This window comes from Dactylosporangium fulvum, assembly GCF_025137375.1.
GTDB lineage: Bacteria > Actinomycetota > Actinomycetes > Mycobacteriales > Micromonosporaceae > Dactylosporangium > Dactylosporangium fulvum.
Genome location: NZ_CP073720.1, coordinates 2,837,571 through 2,856,834, shown reverse-complemented (window position 1 = coordinate 2,856,834; position 19,264 = coordinate 2,837,571). Strand labels below are relative to the sequence as shown.

The window sequence follows — 19,264 nt, the reverse complement described above, 5'->3', positions numbered from 1 at the left end:
TCGACAGTAGCTCCGCCGGCGGCGCGGCGGTCTTGATCACGGCGACACCGCACGGTGCCCCCCGACCCGGGTGGCACCTACGATGGACGGATGCAGCGGTCGACCCTGCGGGTCCGGGTGGCCGAGCCCTTGCGCTTCCTGCTGCCCGTCCGGCACCGCCACGGTGACGTGCGGGTTCCCGTCGACGGCGTGTCCACCGTGCGGCACCTCGTCGAGTCGCTGGGCGTGCCCCGCACCGAGATCGGCGAGTTCCTCGTCAACGGGCGGCCGGTCGGGCCGGAAGCCCGCCCGGGCACGGACGACGTGGTCGACGTCCGCCCGGTCGGCCGGCCCCAGCGGATCGCCGAGCCGCGGTTCGTGCTCGACGTGCACCTCGGCGCGCTGGCCCGCCGGATGCGCCTGCTCGGCCTCGACGTGGCCTACCGCAACGACGCCGAGGACGCCGAACTGGTCGCGCAGGCGGTGGCGGAGCGGCGCGTCGTGCTCACCCAGGACCGCGGCCTGCTGCGGCGGCGGGCGTTGACCGCCGGTGCGTACGTGCACGGCGCGCGCGCCGACGACCAGCTGCGGGACGTCCTGAGCCGCTTCGATCCCCCGCTGACGCCGTGGTCACGGTGCCCCGCCTGCAACGGCGGCGTCGAACCGGTCGCGAAACAGGAGGTGGAGCACCTGCTCGAGCCGGGCACCCGCCGTTCGTACTCGACGTTCGCCCGCTGCCGGACGTGCGGACGCGTCTACTGGCGCGGCGCGCACGCCGACCGGCTGGAGGCCGTCGTCGCCGCGGCGACCCCCGGCGCCGGCCTCACGACGTCTGCGCCGAACGGGGCTGCCCGGGACGCGACTGCGTGCCCGCACCGTCCCACTGGCACTGCACGCTGATCACGGCGTCGAGGGCCACGCTGTCGCCCGCCTTGTACGGCGCGGCCGCGTCGGCGGTGACGGACCAGCTGTTCGGCGGGGCGACGTCGACCAGCTTCGCGTCCACCGACACCAGGACCACCAGGGTGAAGCCCAGCAGCCGCAGGCGTTCGACGGCCTGGCCGCACTTCAGCCCGTGCAGCTCCGGGAAGCCGGCCCTGCGGTTGCCCACTGCCGTCTGCTGGTCGTCCGCCGGCCCGGCTTCCCGCGACGGCGAAGGGGAGGCCGGCGCCGACCGGCGGTTGCTCGCCGAGCGGTCGTACGAGGCCGGCATCTCCGCGGCGTGCGCCAGGAAGGCGAGGCCGGCCACGCTGAGGCACGCCGCACACGCGACGGTCCGGCTCAGCCAGTCCGAGCGCCGCCGCACTCCGCGCCGCCGCGCTGCGTGCCGCCCCTGGCGGGCCGTATCGAGAACATTCGACCGCACGTCATTCACCGATGGCCATCTCCACACGATGCAGGCTCCGAATAGCGCCCCACACCTGGGGTGGCACAGCGCGCTCGCTGCCCAATGTGGCATTTCCCGCGGCCGATTCGACACGAGCGCGCGGACGTCACCCCGTGGGAGACGCAAGAACCACCATCCGCCCGCGGCCGGGGTGAGGCGGCCGGGGTGAGTCCGGCGGGCCGGCGGGTGAGCCGTCGAGCGCCGTCCCGGACGTGAGGGCCGTCCGGCTCACAGCAGGCCGTCGGCCATCGCGGTGGTGACAGCGGCGGTACGGTCGGTCACGTCGAGCTTGGCGAAGACGCGCAGCAGGTGGGTCTTCACGGTCGCCTCGGTGATGTGCAGTTCCACGCCGATCTCGGCGTTGGACAGGCCGCGGCCGACCAGCCGCAGGACCTGCACCTCGCGCGGGGTCAGCGCCGGGCGCTGCGGGCCGCGGACCCGGTCCAGCAGCCGCGCCGCGACCGACGGGGCGAGGACCGTCTCGCCGCGCGCCGCGGCCCGCACGGCGTGCAGCAGTTCCTCCGGCGTGGCGTCCTTGAGCAGGTACCCGGAGGCGCCGGCCTCGACCGCGCGCAGGATGTCGGCGTCGGTCTCGTACGTCGTCAGCACGACGACCCGCGTGTCCGGGACGGCGGCGAGGATCGCCGCGGTGGCCGTCACGCCGTCCATGCCCGGCATGCGCAGGTCCATCAGCACGACGTCGGGGCGCAGGGCGGTCGCGGCGGCCACCCCGTCGGCGCCGGAGGCGGCCTCGCCGAGCACGGTCACGTCCGGCACGCCGCCGAGCATGCCGCGGACGCCGGCGCGGACGACCGGATGGTCGTCGATCAGCAGCACCGAGATCACGCTGCTCTACCTTGAAAACCCGAGACAGACCAGCAGCATGCCCGCCTCCGCTGCGCTCCGGCGGTCATGCTGCCTCCTCGTCCCGCGACCGTACGGGCAACGCGACCCGGATCGTCGTGCCGCCGCCGGGCGCCGACTCGACGGTCAGCGCCCCGCCGGCCTGTGCCACGCGGGCGCGCATGCTGCTCAGCCCGTACCCGCCGGTCGGGGCGTCCGGGACGAACCCGGCACCGTCGTCGCGCACCTCGAGCACGGCGGTGTCCGCGCGGTAGGCCAGCGTCACCCCGATCGACACCGCACCGGCGTGCCGGATCGCGTTGCCCAGGGCCTCCTGGGCGGCACGCAGTAGGACGACCTCGTCGGCGGTCGGCAGCGGCATCGCGGTGCCGGTCGTCTCGAAGGTCACCGCGGGACCGGCCCGGTGGGCGAGCCGTTGCACCGCGGCGGGCAGCGGTGAGGCGGCCAGGTCGGCCGGGGTCAGCGCGGCGACCAGCGCCCGTGTCTCCGACAGGTGCTCACGCGCGGTCCTTACGGCCAGCTCCAGGTGCCGGTCGGCGAGGTCCGGGTCGCGGCGCAGGTCGGCCCGGGTCGCCTGCAACAGCAGGACCAGGCTGGACAGCCCCTGCGCCACGGTGTCGTGCAGGTCGCCGGCGAGCCGCTGCCGTTCGGCGGCCACGCCGGCCTCGTGGGACAGCCGGGCGACATCGGCGCGGGACGCGTCGAGCTGCGCGATGAGCCGGGCGCGTTCCTCGTTCTGCGCGGACACGTGCCGGGCCCAGGTGCCGAACACGACCGACACGACGACGACCATCAGCGCCACCGGCCCCGGCCCCGTCAGCGTTCCCGCCACGTCGCCGGTGCGGGCCGCGTGCAGCACCAGGTGGGTCGCGTTGAACGCGATCACGAACCCGGTCGCCGGCACGGTCGCCATCACCATGTAGGCCTGCGGGCAGAGCGCGAACAGCGCGAACGTCACCTCACCGGCGGCCGCGACGGCCGGCACGTACAGCAGCAGCACCACGGCGAGGTAGACGTATCCGCGCCGGTCCTCGATCTCGTCGCGCATGAGCCGCCGGCCGAAGACGACGTACCAGCCGGCGAGGGCCGCCATCAGCGAGAGTGCCGCCGCACCGGCCGGCACGGAACTCCCGGCGACGACGAGCGCCGCCGTGCCGGCGCCGACCAGCGCGAAGTAACTGTCCCACAGCGGCCATCGGGCGGCCCAGGCGTCCGGGCTCACCCGTCCCGGCGCCGCCGCCACCGTGACGTCCCCAGGCACAGCAGCAGACCTCCCACGCACCAGGCCGACAGGACGAGTGCTGTGCGGCCATGTTCCCACGACGGTACGACCTCCTGGCTCAGGATGCCGTCGGGCAGGAACACCGACCGGAACCCCTGTGCCATCCACTTCAGCGGGAACACCGACCCTACCGCGACGAGCGGCTCGGGCAGTGCCTTGATCGGCGTGAAGAAGATGCCCGAGACGAAGGCCAGCACGAGGTACGGCAGGTTCAGTACCGCACCGGCCGCGCGCTCGGAACCGGCGAGCGTCCCGATCGCGATGCCCAGAAAGGCGCATCCTGTGCCACCGAGCAGGAACACCCAGCCGAACGTGGCCCACCGTGCCGCGTCGGCGGGCAGCGACAGGTCGAACATGACCACGCCGACCGCGAGCAGCAGTGCCACCTCGGCCAGCCCGAGGACCAGCAGCAGGACGACCTTGCCGAGCAGGTACGCCGAGCCCGGCAGCGGCATGCCGCGCAGGCGTTTCACCGTGCCGTCGTCGAGGTCGGCGGCCACCCCGGTGCCGACGCCCGCGAAGCAGGTGGCGGCGATCCCGGCGGCGATCATGCTGGGCGCGAGGTACTGCGCCGACGTCACCGCCGTGCCGTCGTAGACGCCGGAGATCAGCGATCCCAGCAGGGCGAGCAGCACGACCGGCAACGCGAAGGTGAACACCACCGCGTCGCGTTCGCGGAAGAAGGCCTTGAGCTCGACCACGCCGCGGGCGAGGCCGAGCGACAGCACGGTCATGAACGGTTCCCTCCGATCAGGTCCAGGTAGACGTCCTCGAGGCTGGGCCGGGTCACGACCAGTCCGGGCACCGCGCCCCCGTGGCGCGCGGTCAGCTCGGCCACCACCGCCGCCGGGTCGTCGGTGCGCCGCTCGCGTGGCCTGCCGTCGTCGAGCCATGCCACCGTGGCCTGCGCGGAGGCCCGGCCGCCGAGCGTGGCCGGCTCACCGGCCGCGACGACCCGGCCGCCGGCGAGCACCACCACGCGGCCGGCCAGCGCTTCCGCCTCCTGGAGGTAGTGCGTGGTGAGCAGCACGGCGGTCCCGTCGGCCGCCGTGAGCCCGCGGATGAGGTCCCAGAACGCGCGGCGCGCCTCCGGGTCGAAGCCGGTCGTCGGCTCGTCGAGGAACAGCAGCTCCGGCCGGCCGACGACGCCGATCGCCACGTCGAGCCGCCGGCGCTGGCCGCCGGAGAGCCGGCGGATCCGGGTGCGGGCGCTGTCCTGCAGCCCGACGAGCTCGATCACCTCGCCGGGCCGCCGGGCGTCCGGGAAGTAGCGGGCGAAGTGCCGGACCGCCTCGGCGACCGTCAACCGGCCGAGGTCGCCGGCCTGCTGGGTCACGATCCCGATCCGCCGCCGCCAGGCGATGCCGGCGTGCCGGGGGTCGGCGCCGAGCACCCGTACCTCACCGGCGTCACGCGACCGGTGGCCTTCCAGGATCTCCACGGTGGTGGTCTTGCCGGCACCGTTGGGACCCAGCAGCGCCACGACCTCACCCCGGCCGACGTCCAGATCGACGCCGGCCACCGCCTCGAACCGGCCGTACCGCTTCCGCAGTCCGCGGACCGACACCACGCTGGTCTCTGTCATGGCCCCGATCGTGCGCCGGACGGCACCACCCGCGGGACGACCGGCTCACGGACGGCCGGTGTCCACCGATCGGTGGATGAGACCGGGAGTGAGGCCCTCTGACCTGCCGAGGTAGGCCGCCCAACCGGCAGGTGATTTCGTGGTGAGAAGTCCCCGCCGTTCGCCCCGCCCGGGGTTGCCCAGCTGCCAGCATGGGGGCCGACGACACGGCCCCGCCGTCAGTTCCGTGTCGCGATCCCGTCAAGGAGTACGTCTCCGGTGAACACCGCACCGTCCACAGCGCCGAAGCCCGCCGTGCCGAGTCAGGTCGACACCCCGCCACCACCACCGGCGAAGCCGTCCCGGAAACGGGCCCGGCTCGTCGGGGTCGACGCCGCCCGGGGTGTGTCGCTGCTCGGCATGATCTCCCTGCACGCGTTGTACGAGGCCGACGCGGCCGGCAATCCGACGTGGTCGGAGCTGGCCTTCAGCGGCAAGGCCGCGGCGGCGTTCGCGCTGCTCGCCGGGGTCGGCGTCACGTTCGCGACCGGCCGCCGCCCGGTCCGCCGCGCCGACGCCCGGGCCACGGTGGCGATGCTCGCCGTGCGCGCCCTGGCGATCGGCGCCGTCGGGATGTACCTGAGCGGCATCGACACCGTGCTGGACTCGGTGATCCTGCCGTACCTCGCGGTGGTGTTCCTGCTCGCGATCCCGCTGGTCTTCCTACGCACCTGGGCGGTGGCGGTGATCGGCGTGGTCCTGGCCCTCGCCGGACCCGCCGCCAACCACCTCCTGCTGCCGCACCTGCCGGAGCCGAGTCTGGCGAACCCGACGTTCGCCCGCCTGGCCGAGGATCCGGTCGGGATGCTCACCGAGCTGTCCCTCACCGGGTTCTACCCGTCGCCGGTCTGGCTGGCGTACATGTGCGCCGGCATCGTCATCGGGCGGCTGGACCTGACGCGGGCGAAGGTGGCGACGGTGCTCTTCGCCGGCGGGACGGTGCTCGCCGTCGCCGCGACGACGGCCTCGTGGCTGCTGCTGCACCGCTTCGGCGGTCTGGCGCACATCTGGGCCGCGCAGCCGCGCAGCGGGCTCACCGCGGCCCAGACCACCGAGTTGCTCACGTTCGGCGGCAACGGCTACACGCCCTCGTCGACGTGGTGGTGGCTGGCGATCGACGCTCCGCACACGAGCACGCCGTTCGACATCCTGAGCACCTCCGGGATCGCTGTCGCCGTGCTCGGGCTCATGCTGCTCGTCGGCCGCGTCACCGTGCCGGTCCTGCGCCACCTGACCATGGCCCTGCTGGTGCCGCTGGCGGCGGCCGGCAGTATGACGCTGACCTTCTACACCGTGCACGTCATGTTCATCAACTCCGACTTCGACACGTACAGCGCGACGGACGGCTGGCTCGTGCAGATCGTCGTCGTGGTGCTGATCGCGCTCGCCGTGCGGTTCACCGTGGGCCGCGGTCCGCTGGAGGCCGTCATCGTCGCGCTGGCCACCCGCGCCCGCCGGGCGGCGGCCGAAGGGGGGAAACGGATGGCGGCCGACGCCCCCGCGGCGGAACCGGCCGTCGCCACGCCGGAGCCGCCGGCACCCGCCGGTCCGGACGCGCTGCCCGTGCCCGCCACGGCGAAGCAGGTGGTGCCGGCACGGCCGCGCCGGGAACGCCGCCCGGCCCGGCGGCCCGGCCGCCTCCATCACACGCGCCGCTGGGTGCGGCGGGGCCAGCAGCCGCCGTGGATCGTCTCGGACGCGTTGTGGCAGCGCATCGAGCCGCTGCTGGCGGAGGTGGAGCGCTCGGGACGGCACCCCGCCCACGACCGGATTCCGGACCGGCTGGTCCTGTGCGGGGTCCTGTTTGTCCTCTACACCCGCATCCCGTGGGAGCTCCTGCCGCACCAGCTGGGCTTCGGGTCGGGGATGACCTGCCGGCGGCGGCTCGGCGAGTGGCACGCCGCCGGGGTGTGGCCGCGGCTCCACCAGATCCTGCTCGCCGAACTGCCGGGCGCGCACGGCGCCGACCGGCCGAAGCGGTCCCTCGGCTCCCTGCCTGCGCGTACGGCGGTGCCGTAGCCGCCCGACCCGGTCGCTGCCGATCCGGGCCGTCCATGGGGACGGCCCGGATTTCGGCGTCGGTGCCGTCCCGCGACCGAGTCGCAGGAGAATGTCCGAATCCTTTGCAGAGTCGTTACAACCAACCGCTGACTCTCGGCCGTTGGTAGATTACCTTCACTCCAAGGCTGGACGTAGACGATTGTCTTCACTCGTCAAGGTCGATCGCTGAGCCGGGGAGGTGGGCGCGATGAGCGCGGTGCCGTTCGATGTCGGCACGTCAGTCAGCGGGGGCGAGCCGCCACCGACCGGCGGGCACGCCGGTGCCGTCGCCGCCCGCTCACCCGGGCAGGTCATCTGGGCACGGCTCCGGCGCGACCGCACCGCCCTGGTCAGCGGCGTCGTATCGGTGCTGCTCATCGTGGTGGCGCTCGCCGCGCCGCTGATCGAGCTCGCCTACGGCATCGGCCCGCAGGACTCGTTCAAGGACGACCTCGACCGCTTCGGCATGCCCTACGGCATCGCCGGCGGCATCTCGGGCGAGCACTGGTTCGGCATCGAGCCGGGCCTGGGGCGCGACGTGTTCATCCAGATGGTCTACGGGATGCGCACCTCACTCGGCATCGCGTTCGCCGCGGCGCTGATCACCACGGTGCTCGGCGTGCTGACCGGCATCGTCGCCGGCTACGTCGGCGGCTGGGTCGACTCGATCATCAACTGGATCACCGACATCGCCCTCGCACTGCCCTTCCTCATCTTCACGCTGGCCGTCATCCGCCCGCTCGAGCTGGCGTTCTACGGTCCCCGTGAGGCGGTTCCGGGCTGGTTCCGGGTCATCGTGCTGATCGGGCTGTTCGCCGCGTTCGGCTGGACCGCCACCGCCCGGCTCGTGCGCGGCCAGGTGCTGTCGCTGCGCGAGCGCGAGTTCGTCGAGGCCGCCCGGGCCAGCGGCGCCAGGACGGCGCGCATCCTGTTCCGGGAGCTGCTGCCCAACCTGTGGGCGCCGATCATCGTCGCGTTCTCGCTGTCCATCCCGGCGTACATCACCAGCGAGGCCGCGCTGTCCTTCCTCGGCATCGGCATGCTGGAGCCGACCCCCGACTTCGGCCGCATGATCTTCCGCAGCCTCAACTACCTGCAGACCGATCCGGCGTACGTGCTGTTCCCCGGCGTCACGATCTTCGTGCTCGTGCTCGCGTTCAACCTGTTCGGCGACGCGCTGCGCGACGCGCTGGACCCGAAGTCGTCACGGTAGGGCGCACATGGTCTTCTTCCTGATCCGCAGGATCCTCCTGGCGGGGCTCACGCTGTTCGCGGTGAGCGTCGTGACGTTCCTGATGTTCTTCGCGCTGCCCCGTGACCCGGCGACCGCGATGTGCCCGAAGAACTGCGACGCGGCCCGGCTGGAGCGGGTGCGCACCGAGCTGGGGCTCAACGACCCCAAGCACGTGCAGTACCTCAACTACATGAAGGGCGTCTTCGTCGGCCGCGACCTGGGTGCCTCGCAGGGCGGGCACTGCGACGCGCCGTGCCTGGGCTACTCGTACGTCAACAGCGAGCCGGTGACCGAGACCTTCGGCCGGGTCATCCCGGTCACGCTGAGCATCGTGATCCCCGCGTCGGTGCTGTGGCTGGGCATCGGCATCGGGCTGGGCATGATCTCGGCGCTGCGCCGGGGCACCGTCTTCGACCGCCTGGCGATCGGGGTGTCCCTGGCCGGCGCCTCGATGCAGCTGTACTTCGTGGGCGGTCTCCTGCTGCTGATCTTCGTCTACACGCTGAAGGTCCTGCCCTACCCGCGGTACACCTCGATCCTCGACAACCCGTGGGACTGGGCGACCGCCCTGATCCTGCCGTGGTGCGCGCTGGCGTTCCTGTTCTCCGCCGTCTACGCCCGGCTGTCCCGCGCGCAGATGCTCGAGACGATGACCGAGGACTTCGTGCGGACCGCCGAGGCCAAGGGGCTCAAGCGGCGCACGGTCGTCGGCCGGCACGCGCTGCGGGCCGTCATCACCCCGCTCGTCACCACCGCCGGGCTCGACGTCGGCGCCGCTCTCGGCGGGACGGTGATCACCGAGACCACGTTCGGACTGCGCGGGCTCGGACGGACCGCGATCGACGCGGTCAAGGACGGAGACCTGCCGACGATCATGGGCACGGTTCTGATCGCCGCGACCTTCATCGTCGTCGCGAACATCGTCGTCGACGTGCTGTACACCACCATCGATCCGCGGGTCCGGTTGCGGTGAGAACCCGCACGGCCAGGGAGGAAGACATGCGACGGAAGTCCTTGACAGCGCTGGCGCTGCTCACACTCGTGGCCGGGCTCGGCGCGTGCAGCAACAACAAGCGGGGTGACGACGAGCCGGGACCGAACACCAACCGCCAGGCCTCCGGCTCGATCGCCACCGACCCGAAGGACTCCAAGGGGCCGGCCGCGGAGATCCCCGGTGCCGCCAAGGGCGGGACCGTCACGGTCATCCGGCAGAGCAAGATCTCGCACCTCGACCCGCAGCGGGTCTACTCGTTCGTCGGCCTGACCGCCTCGCAGCTCTACGCGCGGCGGCTCACCACGTTCAAGGACGACGGCAAGGGGAAGGTGGTCCTCGTCGGTGACCTGGCCGAGACGCCCGGCACCGACGTCAACAAGGACTGCAAGACCTGGGAGTTCAAGATCAAGGAAGGCGTCAAGTTCGAGGACGGCAGCCCGATCACCGCCAAGGAGATCGCCTACGGCATCGCCCGCTCCTTCGACCTGTCGCTGACCGGCGGCCCCACCTACATCCAGGAGTGGCTGGCCGACTCGCCCCAGTTCGACACCAAGTTCGACTTCGCGAAGAACAAGACGTCGCTGCCGCCGGGGCTGAGCACCCCGGACGACCGGACGCTGAAGTTCACGTTCGCCAAGCCGCACTGCGACCTGCCGTTCGCGGCGTCGTTGCCGGCCACCGCGCCCATGCCGGCGGCGAAGGACACCGGCACCGACTACGACAAGCAGCCGTTCTCCTCCGGCCCGTACAAGCTCACCAAGAACGAGGCGGGCACCCGGCTCACGTTCGAGCGCAACACGCACTGGGACCCGGCCACCGACGCGATGCGCCACCAGTACCCGGACTCGTTCGTCTACGAGTTCGGCCCCGACCCGGTCACGCAGACCAACCGCATCATCGCCGACAGCGGCGCCGACGCGAGCGCCGTGTCGTTCAACGGCGTCGACTCGTCGCTGGTGTCCAAGGTGGTCGGTGACCAGGCCCTGAAGTCGCGGACACTGCAGGAGCCGACGCCGAGCCAGTACACGCTCACCATCAACAACAACCGGGTGACCGACCTGAGCGTCCGCCAGGCGCTCAACTACGCCATCGACCGCGACGGCGTCGTCAAGACCCTGGGCGGCGAGACGGTCGCCCGCGCCGTCACCACGCTCATGCCGCCGGCCACGATCGGCTGGAAGGACTACGACGCCTACCCGGCCGGCAAGAGCGGCAACCCCGACAAGGCCAAGGAACTGCTCGGCGGCAAGACCCCCGAGCTGGTGCTCGGGTTCCAGGACGACGCCACGAACCAGGAGCTCAGCACGCACCTCAAGGGCAACCTGGAGAAGGCCGGCTTCAAGATCACGCTGAAGCCGATCCCGGCGGACACGTTCCTCGACGAGACCAAGAAGAAGGACAACCCCTGGGACCTGTACATCGGGTCGTGGGGCGCGGACTGGCCCAGCGGCGCCTCGATCCTGCCGGTGCTCTACGACGGCCGGGCGATCAAGGCCGAAGGCAGCAACAACGGCGCGTCGTACCTCAACGCGCCCGCACTCAACGCCGAGTTCGACCGCATCCTGGCGCTGCCCGTCGCCGAGCAGGGCCCGGAGTGGGGCAAGCTCGACGAGAAGATCATGAAGGAGTACGCGCCGGTCGTGCCGCTGTACGTCGACGTGATGTTCACGATCCACGGCTCCAAGGTCGGTGGCCTCTTCATCGACTCCATCTGGGGCAGCGTCGCGGTCACCAACGCGTACGTGAAACAGTGACGCTCCTCCGCGAAACCCTCGACGAGGCGCTCGACGGGGCACCGGGCCTGGTCTCGGTGTCCCTCGGGCGCCTCGGCGCACCACCCGCCTACACCCGGCTGGCGGACGAGCCGCACTACGCCGCCAGCACGATGAAGGTGGCCGTGCTCGTCGCCGTGCACCGGGCGGCGGAGGCCGGCACGCTCGACCTCGACGCGCCGGTGCCGGTGGTGAACGACTTCGCCTCGGCGCTCGGCGACGGCTCCCGCTACGCCGACGACCCCGGCTACGACAACGAGCGGGAGGTGTGGGACCGCCTCGGTGCCGCCGCGCCGGCCCGCTGGCTGGCCCGGCGGATGGTCGTACGGTCGAGCAACCTCGCGACCAATCTGCTCATCGCCCTGGTGGGGCTGCCCACGGTCGCCGAGGCGTGGCGGCTGGCCGGCGCGACCGGCAGCGTCACCGGGCGCGGCATCGAGGACTGGGCCGCCCGCGTGGCCGGGATCGACAACACGGTCACCGCCGCCGACCTCGCCCGGCTCCTGGGCGCCATCGCCACCGGGTCGATCGCCGGGCCGCGGTCCCGCGCCGAGATGCTCGACGTGCTCGCCGCCCAGGAACAGCGTGAGGACCTCGCCGCGGGCCTGCCCGACGGGGTCCGCATCGAGCACAAGAACGGCTGGATCCCAGGCGTGCGGCACGGTGCCGGTGTCGTCCGTCCCGGCGACACACCGCCCTACGTGATCGCGGTCTGCACCACCGGCGAACCCGGCGGCGACGATGATGCCCGCCGGCTCATCACCCGTGTGTCGCGCATCGCGTGGGACGCACGCGAGGAGCTCACCCGATGACCGTCGAACTGGTGCGCACGCACCGCATCTCCGCCCCCTTCCACACCCCGTTCGTCACCGCCCTGCGCCGCGCCACGGCGGCCGAGTCGCTGCTGGTCGAGGTCGTCGACAGCGACGGGCGCAGCGGCTTCGGCGAGGCGCCACAGGTCTGGCAGGTGACCGGTGGCTCGGTCGCCGGTGCCGAGGCCTGCGTCGAGCAGGTGCTCGGCCCGCTGCTGACCGGCCGCGACGCCGACGACGTGACCGGCAACAGCCGGCTCGTGCAGCACGCGGTCCAGCGCAACGAGGGCGCCAAGGCGGCCGTCGACGTCGCGCTGCACGACCTGGCCGCACGCCGGACGGGTGTGCCGCTGGTCCGCTTCCTCGGCGGTGTGCGGACCTCGGTGCCGACCGACGTCACCCTCGCCGCGGGCAGCCCCGAGGCGCTGGTCGCCGCCGCCCGCGACCGGGTGCGGGAGGGCTTCCGCGTGCTCAAGGTCAAGGTCGGCAAGGCCGGTGACAACGAGCGCGACGCGGCCGCCGCCGACCTCGCCCGGGTCCGGGCGCTGCGCGCGGCCGTCGGCCCCGACGTGCTGCTGCGCCTCGACGCCAACCAGGGCTGGACCCCGCGTCAGGCGGTCCGCGTCATCCGCGGCATCGAGGACGCCGGGCTCGACGTCGAACTGGTCGAGCAGCCGGTGCCCCGCCACGACCTCGACGGCCTCGCCTGGGTCAGCGACCGGGTCGGCGTGCCGATCCTCGCCGACGAGGCCGTCTTCGGCGTCCGCGACCTCGTCGAGGTGATCCGCCGGCGGGCCGCCGACCTGGTCAACGTCAAGCTGGCCAAATGCGGCGGCCTCGGCCCGGCCCGCACGCTGCTGGACCTGGCCGCCGCGCACGACATGGGCACGCTGGTCGGCTCGATGATGGAGACCCAGGCCGGGGTGGGTGCCGCCGCCAGCCTCGTCGCCGCGTACGGCACCACGGCCGTCTCCGACCTCGACGCCGTTTGGTGGCTGGCGTCCTCGCCGCTCAAGGGCGGCATCCGGTACGAGCGGGACACCGTGCACCTGCCCGAGGCACCCGGCCTCGGCATCACGTTGGAGGACCATTGACGGAAGCGACGGTCACCGCTGCGGTCGCGACGCTGGTGGCGGCGCCGGAGAAGGTACGCCCGGCCGACGCCGCGGCCCTCGACGACCGGCCCGGCATCGGCACCTGGATCGCCGCGATGACCCCCGAGGAACAGGCCGACAGCGACGTGGTCACCCAACTGCTGTTCGGCGAGCGGGTGCTGGTCGAGGAGGTGCGGCCCGACGGCTGGGCCCGGGTCGTCGCGACCGGCCAGCCGGCGCCCGGCCTCGACCCGCGCGGCTACCCGGGCTGGATCCGCGCCGCGCACCTCGCCGGGCAGCCGGCGGCCGGCGACGGTGCGCCGCTCGTCGTCGACGCCCTGTCCACCGCCCTCGCCCGCTCCCCCGGCGGTCCGGCGGCCGTGTCCGGTGTCGTGCTCGGCACCCTGCTGACACCGGCGGGCGCGGCGGTCGACGGCTGGCTGCCGGTGCACGCCGCGGGCCACGCCGATCCGTTGTGGGCCCGCACCGACCACCTCGCGCCGGTGCCGGCGCAGCCGCCGACCGGCGACGAGGCGCTCGCCGTGGCCCGCCGCCTCCTCGGCGCCGTCTACGTGTGGGGCGGCCTGTCGGACCTCGGCATCGACTGCTCCGGCCTGGTCCACCTGGTGTGGCGGCGGCTCGGCGTGGAACTGCCGCGCGACGCCCACGACCAGTCGACCGCGACGGCCGTCGTGCCGCGTGGCGAGGAACGCCCCGGTGACCTGTACTTCTTCGCGCGGCCCGGCCGGCGGGTCCACCACGTCGGGATCGTGGCGGAGCCCGGCCGCATGGTGCACGCGTCGTCCGTCGCGCACCGGGTCGTCGAGGAGGCGATGCCGCCCGAACGGGCCGAGACCCTCGTCGGCGCCCACCGGGTCTGACCCCTCCGCGGCCGGCCTCGGCCTCGGTGCGATCGAGGTCCGCGGCAGCGCATCCGGGACGTTCACCAGCCCGATCCGCCGGTGTGGCGAACCGCTCCCGGAGACCTGACGATTCGGTGACGGTCCTAGGCTCGGTGCCGTGGACGAGGAGATCACCGAGGCGTACCGCACCGATGTCGAACGGCTGGCGACGGCGGACGGGCAGGACGCGGCCGTCCGGGCCCTGACGGACCTGGCGACGGCGCATCCCGAGCTGCGGCAGGCCGCCACCGATGAACTCTGCGCATGGCTGCGCACCTCCGCGGAGCCGGACCCCGGCCTGCGGCAGGCGGCCCTGCGCGGCATCGCCGCCTGGGACGGCGTCGACGTCGATCTCTCGGGCGCGACCCTCGTCGACGCCGACCTCGGTGGCGCCCGGCTGGCCGGTGCGAACTTCGCCGACACCCGCTTCCACGGCTCGGCGAACTTCGCCGGTGCGCGGTTCGACGGCGACGCCGAGTTCCAGCGCGCGGTGTTCCACGGCGACGTCACGTTCGCCGATGCGCGGTTCGGCGCGGACGCGGTATTCGGGCGGACCCGGTTCCGCGGCGCCGCCGACTTCACCGGGGCCGGCTTCGGCGGCATGGCCTGGTTCGGCCGCGGCGAGGACACGTGGTGGGACGACGACCCGGCCTGGGACACGATCGACGACATCCGGCCGGCGCCGTGGGACGAGCCGAACGAGGACGACCCGGAGTGGCCGATCGCGGTCCTCATCGAGGACTACCAGGACTGGGAGGAGGGCGGCGACGGCGCCCGGTTCGCCGGTGACGTGACGTTCCGCCGGGCCCGTTTCGGCGGGCCGGCCTGGTTCTGCAAGGCCCGCTTCGCCGGAGTCGCGGCGTTCGACGGGGTGCGGTTCGACGGGCGGGTCCACCTCGACCAGCCGGCCGCGGACCTCACCGGCGCCATGTGGTCCGGCGCCACCGAGGACGGGCCGTCGACCTGGCCGCTCGGCTGGGCGGTGCGCTCGGAGCCCGGCGACTCGGGCGGCCTCGTGCCGGACGGGTCCGTCGCGCCGTACGCGCGGCAGCTCGCCGACCGCGACCCCGACGTCCAGCTGGCCGGGCTGCGGATCCTCGCCGGGCTCGACGGCGACCCGGAGTTGCGGCAGCGGGTCGTGGACACCCTCTGCGCGTACCTGCGCATCCCGATCCCCTTCGACCTCACCGACGGGGCGGGCCGCACCGCCGGGCAGGCCGCGCGGCTGCGGCTGCGGCAGACCGCCCAGCGCATCCTCGCCGACCGGCTCCGGCCCGGCCCCGGGCACTGGCCGGGCATGTGCCTCCACCTGTGCGGCGCCACGCTCGTCGACCTCGACCTCAGCGGCTGCCACGGACTGTTCGGCGAGTTCACCGGCGCGCAGTTCCACGGCACCACCCGCTTCGACGGCACCGCCTTCGACCGCCTGAAGTTCATCCTCGGTGGGCCGGAGGGGCGGGCGACCTTCCACGGTGACGCCGTCTTCGACGCGGCGCCGCCCGCCGGTGTCGTCGTCCACGGCACGGTGCTCCGACCGGCCGACCTCCCCCCGGCACCCTGACCCGTCCGTCGGAGTCGTCCGCCGGCCGACCGTATGCTGCGGGATACGTACGCCTCGAACATCGCGCTCTACGCCGATTCCGCGCTCACCGAGGGTGTCGACTACGCCCGCCGGTACCGTCGGCATGCCACGATCCCGGTGCCGGACACGGTTGTGCTCGCCGTGCACGGCGGTGGCATCGAGCCCGGCACCTCGGAGCTCTGCCTGGCCGTCGCCGGCTACCACCCGGCCACCGGGGCGGCCCGTCCCGAGGACGGGCCGGCCTACGACTACTGGATGTTCGAGGGGCTCCGCGCCACGGACAACACCGTCCTGCACGTCACCGCCACCCGCTGCGACGACCCGGTCGCGGTGGCCCTGACCGCCGGCGCCGGGCGGGCCGTGTCGCTGCACGGCTGCACCCCGCACCAGGCCCGCCTCGCCGACGGCACCGAGGCGGTCCTGGTCGGCGGCCTGGACACCGTGCTGAAGGAGCGGCTGCTCACCGGGTTCGCCGCCGCCGGCATCGAGGCCCACGACGCCACGGCCGTCCCCGCGCTCAGTGGTGACGACCCGGCCAACATCGTCAACCGCACCCGCACCGGCGCCGGGGCGCAGCTCGAGCTCACCACGCCCCTGCGCGCGTTGATGTTCGGGAACAACACCCGGGCGCGGCGCCGGCACACCACCGAAGCCATATTCTGGACGTTCGTCGGCGCGGTGCGAACGGCATTGCGATAGTGCCGTCCGCCACGGCCCGGAACCCGGCGGGCGCCGGCTCAGCGCCGGACGTCGGCGGGGCCGCGGTGCAGCGGCAGACCGGCGGCCTGCCAGGCCTCCACCCCGTCTGAGTGAACACGCACCGATTCTGCCGTGGAGCGCCGGTGGCCGCGCTTACATGATCCGGAAGACTTCGCGCCGCTGTCGAGCGCGAAGTCTTCCGGATCATGCCGCCTCAGCCGAGGAGCGTCACCTCGAGCTCTTCCAGCTGTTCCGGGTCGGCGACCACCTCGATGCCGAGGATCCGGTCGCCGACGACGATGAAGCTGAGCGCCAGTCTGGTCCGGCCGTCGGCGGCCACCACGGCACCGGCGGCGCCGTCGACGTCCGCGGGCAGCGCGCCCTGGGCGCGGCCGGCGAAGAAGCGGGCGACGACCTCGGCGCCGCGCGACTCGCCGGTGGAGCCCATCCGGGCGGCGGTCTCGTCGGCACGCATGACGACGTCCGGGTCGAGCAGGGTGAGCAGCGTGGCCATGTCGCCGCCGCGCGCCGCGGTGAGGAAAGCGCCGACGATCCGCCGCTGCCGGGACACGTCGGCGTCCGGTGTCGCGGGCGCGGCCTGGACACGGCGGCGCGCCCGGCTGGCGAGCTGGCGCGCCGCGGCGGGGCTGCGTCCCACGACGACCGCGATGTCGTCGAACGACACGGCGAACAGGTCGTGCAGCACGAAGGCCAGCCGCTCGGTCGGGGTGAGCGTGTCGAGGACCACGAGCAGCGCGAGGCCGACCGAGTCGGCCAGCACCGCCTCCCGCTCGGGGTCGGTGCCGCCCGCCGGGGACTCGTCACCGTGCGACTCGAGCGGCTCCTCGCGGCGGATCGTCCGGGACCGCAGCATGTCCAGGCACACCCGGCCGACGACGGTGGTCAGCCAGGCGGCGAGATTGTCGACGTCGCCGGCGCCGGTTCGGCTCAGCCGGAGCCAGCTCTCCTGGACGGCGTCGTCGGCCTCGGTCGGCGAGCCGAGCATGCGGTGCGCCATCGCGCGCAGCCGGGGCCGGTGCTGCTCGAACCGCTCGGCCAGCAGGTTGTCGCCATCACTCACGTCGCCACCCTACTTCTCCTGTTCGCCAAGATTTGTGACTGATGCCACATTCGTCACACTGCCCGGTGCGGGTGCGTCATACCGGCGACGAACGAAACCGCACGGATGTGACACGAGGAGACGACGATGCAGGCACGGATGACCAACCCCGCCGGGCTGCTGCCCGATACCCAGAAGGCGATCAACCTGCTCTACAAGGCGGCGCACTCGGCCGGTGTGCCGGGCACGATCCTGGAGCTGGTGCACCTGCGGGCGAGCCAGATCAACGGCTGCAGCGCCTGCGTGGACTCGGGTGCGCGCAGCGCGAAGAAGAACGGCGAGACCGACGAGCGGCTGTTCGCCGTCGCCGCCTGGCGCGAGGCGACCTACTTCACCGACGCAGAGCGGGCCGCGCTGGCCCTCGCCGAGGCCGCGACCCGGCTCGCCGACCGGTCCGACCCGGTGCCGGACGACGTCTGGGACGCCGCCGCGAAGCACTTCCCCGAGCAGGAGCTCGCCGCGATCGTGCTGTGGGTGGCCACGACCAACTTCTTCAACCGGCTCAACGCGACCACCCGCCAGCCGGCCCCGCAGCACTGGGGCTAGTCCGGAGCGGCGCCGCGCGACCCGTCCTGGAGACGGTGGTGGAGCCGGGGGACGCGCTGTTCATCCCGGCCGGCTGGTGGCACTGGGTGGAGGCGCTGGACGTCACGAGCGCAGCCGGTCGAGCACCCACGCCGGGTCGGGGTTGACCCTGGCCTCGTCCGCCACGACCACCGTCGGAACCGTCTCGTTGCCGCCGGCGACCGCCCGCACCTCGGCGGCGCCGGCCGGGTCGCGCCAGATGTCGACCCAGTGCACCCGGTAGGCGTGGCGGCCCAGGCGGAGCCGCAGCCGCAGGCAGTACCGGCAGCCGGGCCGCCAGTAGACGATCGGCCGGCCGTCGGCCTCGCTGCGCCGCCGCGCCTCGGCCGCACCGACCGACCTGGGGAACGCCAGCGGCGAGAACAGCGCCGCGAGCAGCAGGAACACCGCCAGCAGCACCGCGGCCGCCACAGGGGATCCGTCGGCCGCCCGCCGGATCGCCACCACGACGCCGCAGAGCACGAACAGCACCGGAAGCATCAGCCTGCGCATCATGGTGGCAGACCCTAGCCGGTGCCCGTTTCTCGCCGCGTTCGCCGGCCCCGGGGTCTGCCACACTGCACACATGGCCTACCCGCCGGAGCCGTGGTCGTTGCGCGGGCGGATGTTCGTGTCCGTGTGGGTGCTGCCCGCCGCGGCCGTGCCCGCGCTGCCCGGCGAGCTCGCCGGAGCCGTGCACGTGGTCCGGTGCGCCGGGCGGGCGGTCGTCGGCACGGCCTGGGTCGACTACCGTCCCGGCGGCGACATGACCTACCGGGAGCTGCTGGCGGCGACCCTCGTCCGGGCGGGTGCGCGTCCCCGGGTGACGATCAGCCACATCTGGGTCGACAGCGTGGACTCCCGCGACGGCGGCCGGGAGCTGTGGGGCATCCCGAAGGAACTGGCCGAGCTGGCCATCGGCGAGGGGGCGGCGGAAGCGGCGGCGATCGCGTCCGCCTCGCTGCACGGCGGCACCGGGCTGCCGGTGCGCCTGCCGGTGGCGTTCCGCGTCGTCCAGGCGCTCGCCGCGAAGGTGAGGACGACGCCGGTGCGAGCCACCGCGCGCTACGGCACGGCCCGCGTCGGCTGGCGGGTGGCGCCGGACGGGCCGCTGGGTTTCCTCGCCGGGCGCCGGCCGCTGCTGTCGGTCGTGGCGGACGACTTCCGGATGCGGTTCGGCACCGCTCAACCGGCCGTGGACCGCGGCGTGGCGAGGTAGTCGTCCGCGGCGATCGTCCTGAACTCCTTGCGGATCACTTTTTCTATGCCTTAGCCTAAGTCGCTGATTAACGGACGAACGTCGTCACCCCCGCCC

At 73.3% G+C, this 19,264-nt stretch carries 20 protein-coding genes; 13 read left to right on the top strand and 7 right to left on the bottom strand.

What is annotated here, in order from left to right:
* The first annotated feature begins 90 nt into the window (after positions 1-90).
* Positions 91-879 carry a Mut7-C ubiquitin/RNAse domain-containing protein gene (locus Dfulv_RS13260; RefSeq protein WP_259863207.1) on the top strand — a complete coding sequence of 263 codons (789 nt, stop codon included), beginning with the start codon at positions 91-93 and terminating at the stop codon, positions 877-879.
* On the opposite strand, the gene Dfulv_RS13255 is transcribed toward Dfulv_RS13260, so the two are convergent.
* The 5 genes from Dfulv_RS13255 to Dfulv_RS13235 form a co-directional block, all read right to left on the bottom strand.
* Entirely contained in the window at positions 803-1,345 is a 543-nt protein-coding gene (locus Dfulv_RS13255) for a hypothetical protein (RefSeq protein ID WP_259863205.1), read from the bottom strand. The two genes, Dfulv_RS13260 and Dfulv_RS13255, sit on opposite strands and share 77 nt — an antisense overlap.
* Before the next feature lie 249 nt (positions 1,346-1,594).
* Positions 1,595-2,212: a response regulator gene (locus Dfulv_RS13250; protein ID WP_259863203.1), complete on the bottom strand. Its 618-nt coding sequence runs from the start codon at positions 2,210-2,212 to the stop codon at positions 1,595-1,597.
* A gap of 64 nt (positions 2,213-2,276) precedes the next feature.
* Entirely contained in the window at positions 2,277-3,491 is a 1,215-nt protein-coding gene (locus Dfulv_RS13245) for a sensor histidine kinase (protein WP_259863202.1), read from the bottom strand.
* Positions 3,449-4,246: an ABC transporter permease gene (locus Dfulv_RS13240; protein ID WP_259863200.1), complete on the bottom strand. Its 798-nt coding sequence runs from the start codon at positions 4,244-4,246 to the stop codon at positions 3,449-3,451. Before Dfulv_RS13240 ends, Dfulv_RS13245 begins: the two co-directional genes overlap by 43 nt.
* Positions 4,243-5,097: an ABC transporter ATP-binding protein gene (locus Dfulv_RS13235; RefSeq protein WP_259863198.1), complete on the bottom strand. Its 855-nt coding sequence runs from the start codon at positions 5,095-5,097 to the stop codon at positions 4,243-4,245. The genes Dfulv_RS13240 and Dfulv_RS13235 overlap by 4 nt, the downstream gene beginning before the upstream one ends.
* 258 nt (positions 5,098-5,355) lie before the next feature.
* On the opposite strand from Dfulv_RS13235, the gene Dfulv_RS48785 reads away from it, so the two are divergent.
* From Dfulv_RS48785 to Dfulv_RS13185, 9 genes are all read left to right on the top strand, one after another.
* The gene (locus tag Dfulv_RS48785; protein ID WP_406567966.1) at positions 5,356-7,155 is read left to right on the top strand and encodes a transposase; all 1,800 of its coding nucleotides are present in this window, start codon (positions 5,356-5,358) and stop codon (positions 7,153-7,155) included.
* Positions 7,156-7,384: 229 nt separating this feature from the next.
* A complete protein-coding gene (locus Dfulv_RS13220; RefSeq protein ID WP_259863197.1) occupies positions 7,385-8,389 on the top strand; it encodes an ABC transporter permease in 1,005 nt (334 codons plus the stop codon).
* 7 nt (positions 8,390-8,396) lie between these two features.
* On the top strand, positions 8,397-9,383 hold the full coding sequence (locus tag Dfulv_RS13215) for an ABC transporter permease (RefSeq protein WP_259863196.1): 987 nt from the start codon (positions 8,397-8,399) through the stop codon (positions 9,381-9,383).
* Positions 9,384-9,409: 26 nt separating this feature from the next.
* The gene (locus tag Dfulv_RS13210; protein WP_259863195.1) at positions 9,410-11,158 is read left to right on the top strand and encodes an ABC transporter substrate-binding protein; all 1,749 of its coding nucleotides are present in this window, start codon (positions 9,410-9,412) and stop codon (positions 11,156-11,158) included.
* Positions 11,155-11,988 carry a serine hydrolase gene (locus tag Dfulv_RS13205; RefSeq protein ID WP_259863194.1) on the top strand — a complete coding sequence of 278 codons (834 nt, stop codon included), beginning with the start codon at positions 11,155-11,157 and terminating at the stop codon, positions 11,986-11,988. The genes Dfulv_RS13210 and Dfulv_RS13205 overlap by 4 nt, the downstream gene beginning before the upstream one ends.
* Entirely contained in the window at positions 11,985-13,082 is a 1,098-nt protein-coding gene (locus tag Dfulv_RS13200; protein WP_259863193.1) for a mandelate racemase/muconate lactonizing enzyme family protein, read from the top strand. Before Dfulv_RS13205 ends, Dfulv_RS13200 begins: the two co-directional genes overlap by 4 nt.
* Positions 13,079-13,963 (top strand): C40 family peptidase, encoded by an 885-nt coding sequence (locus Dfulv_RS13195; protein ID WP_259863192.1) that lies wholly within the window; start codon positions 13,079-13,081, stop codon positions 13,961-13,963. Before Dfulv_RS13200 ends, Dfulv_RS13195 begins: the two co-directional genes overlap by 4 nt.
* A 139-nt stretch (positions 13,964-14,102) precedes the next feature.
* On the top strand, positions 14,103-15,545 hold the full coding sequence (locus tag Dfulv_RS13190; protein ID WP_259863191.1) for a pentapeptide repeat-containing protein: 1,443 nt from the start codon (positions 14,103-14,105) through the stop codon (positions 15,543-15,545).
* 33 nt (positions 15,546-15,578) lie between these two features.
* The gene (locus tag Dfulv_RS13185) at positions 15,579-16,265 is read left to right on the top strand and encodes a poly-gamma-glutamate hydrolase family protein (RefSeq protein ID WP_259863190.1); all 687 of its coding nucleotides are present in this window, start codon (positions 15,579-15,581) and stop codon (positions 16,263-16,265) included.
* Between the two features lie 214 nt (positions 16,266-16,479).
* On the opposite strand, the gene Dfulv_RS13180 is transcribed toward Dfulv_RS13185, so the two are convergent.
* On the bottom strand, positions 16,480-17,283 hold the full coding sequence (locus Dfulv_RS13180) for a sigma-70 family RNA polymerase sigma factor (protein WP_259867650.1): 804 nt from the start codon (positions 17,281-17,283) through the stop codon (positions 16,480-16,482).
* 189 nt (positions 17,284-17,472) lie between these two features.
* On the opposite strand from Dfulv_RS13180, the gene Dfulv_RS13175 reads away from it, so the two are divergent.
* Entirely contained in the window at positions 17,473-17,931 is a 459-nt protein-coding gene (locus Dfulv_RS13175; protein WP_259863189.1) for a carboxymuconolactone decarboxylase family protein, read from the top strand.
* Complete coding sequence (locus tag Dfulv_RS48780; protein ID WP_406567965.1) at positions 17,856-18,077, top strand: cupin-like domain-containing protein; 222 nt, start codon at positions 17,856-17,858, stop codon at positions 18,075-18,077. Before Dfulv_RS13175 ends, Dfulv_RS48780 begins: the two co-directional genes overlap by 76 nt.
* Here the strand turns inward: Dfulv_RS48780 and Dfulv_RS13170 are convergent.
* Positions 18,034-18,465, bottom strand: coding sequence for a glutaredoxin domain-containing protein (locus tag Dfulv_RS13170; RefSeq protein WP_259863187.1), 432 nt, complete (start codon positions 18,463-18,465; stop codon positions 18,034-18,036). The two genes, Dfulv_RS48780 and Dfulv_RS13170, sit on opposite strands and share 44 nt — an antisense overlap.
* Positions 18,466-18,535: 70 nt before the next feature.
* Here Dfulv_RS13170 and Dfulv_RS13165 point away from each other — a divergent pair, with 70 nt between their 5' ends.
* Positions 18,536-19,168, top strand: coding sequence for an acetoacetate decarboxylase family protein (locus Dfulv_RS13165; RefSeq protein ID WP_259863185.1), 633 nt, complete (start codon positions 18,536-18,538; stop codon positions 19,166-19,168).
* Positions 19,169-19,264: the final 96 nt, after the last annotated feature.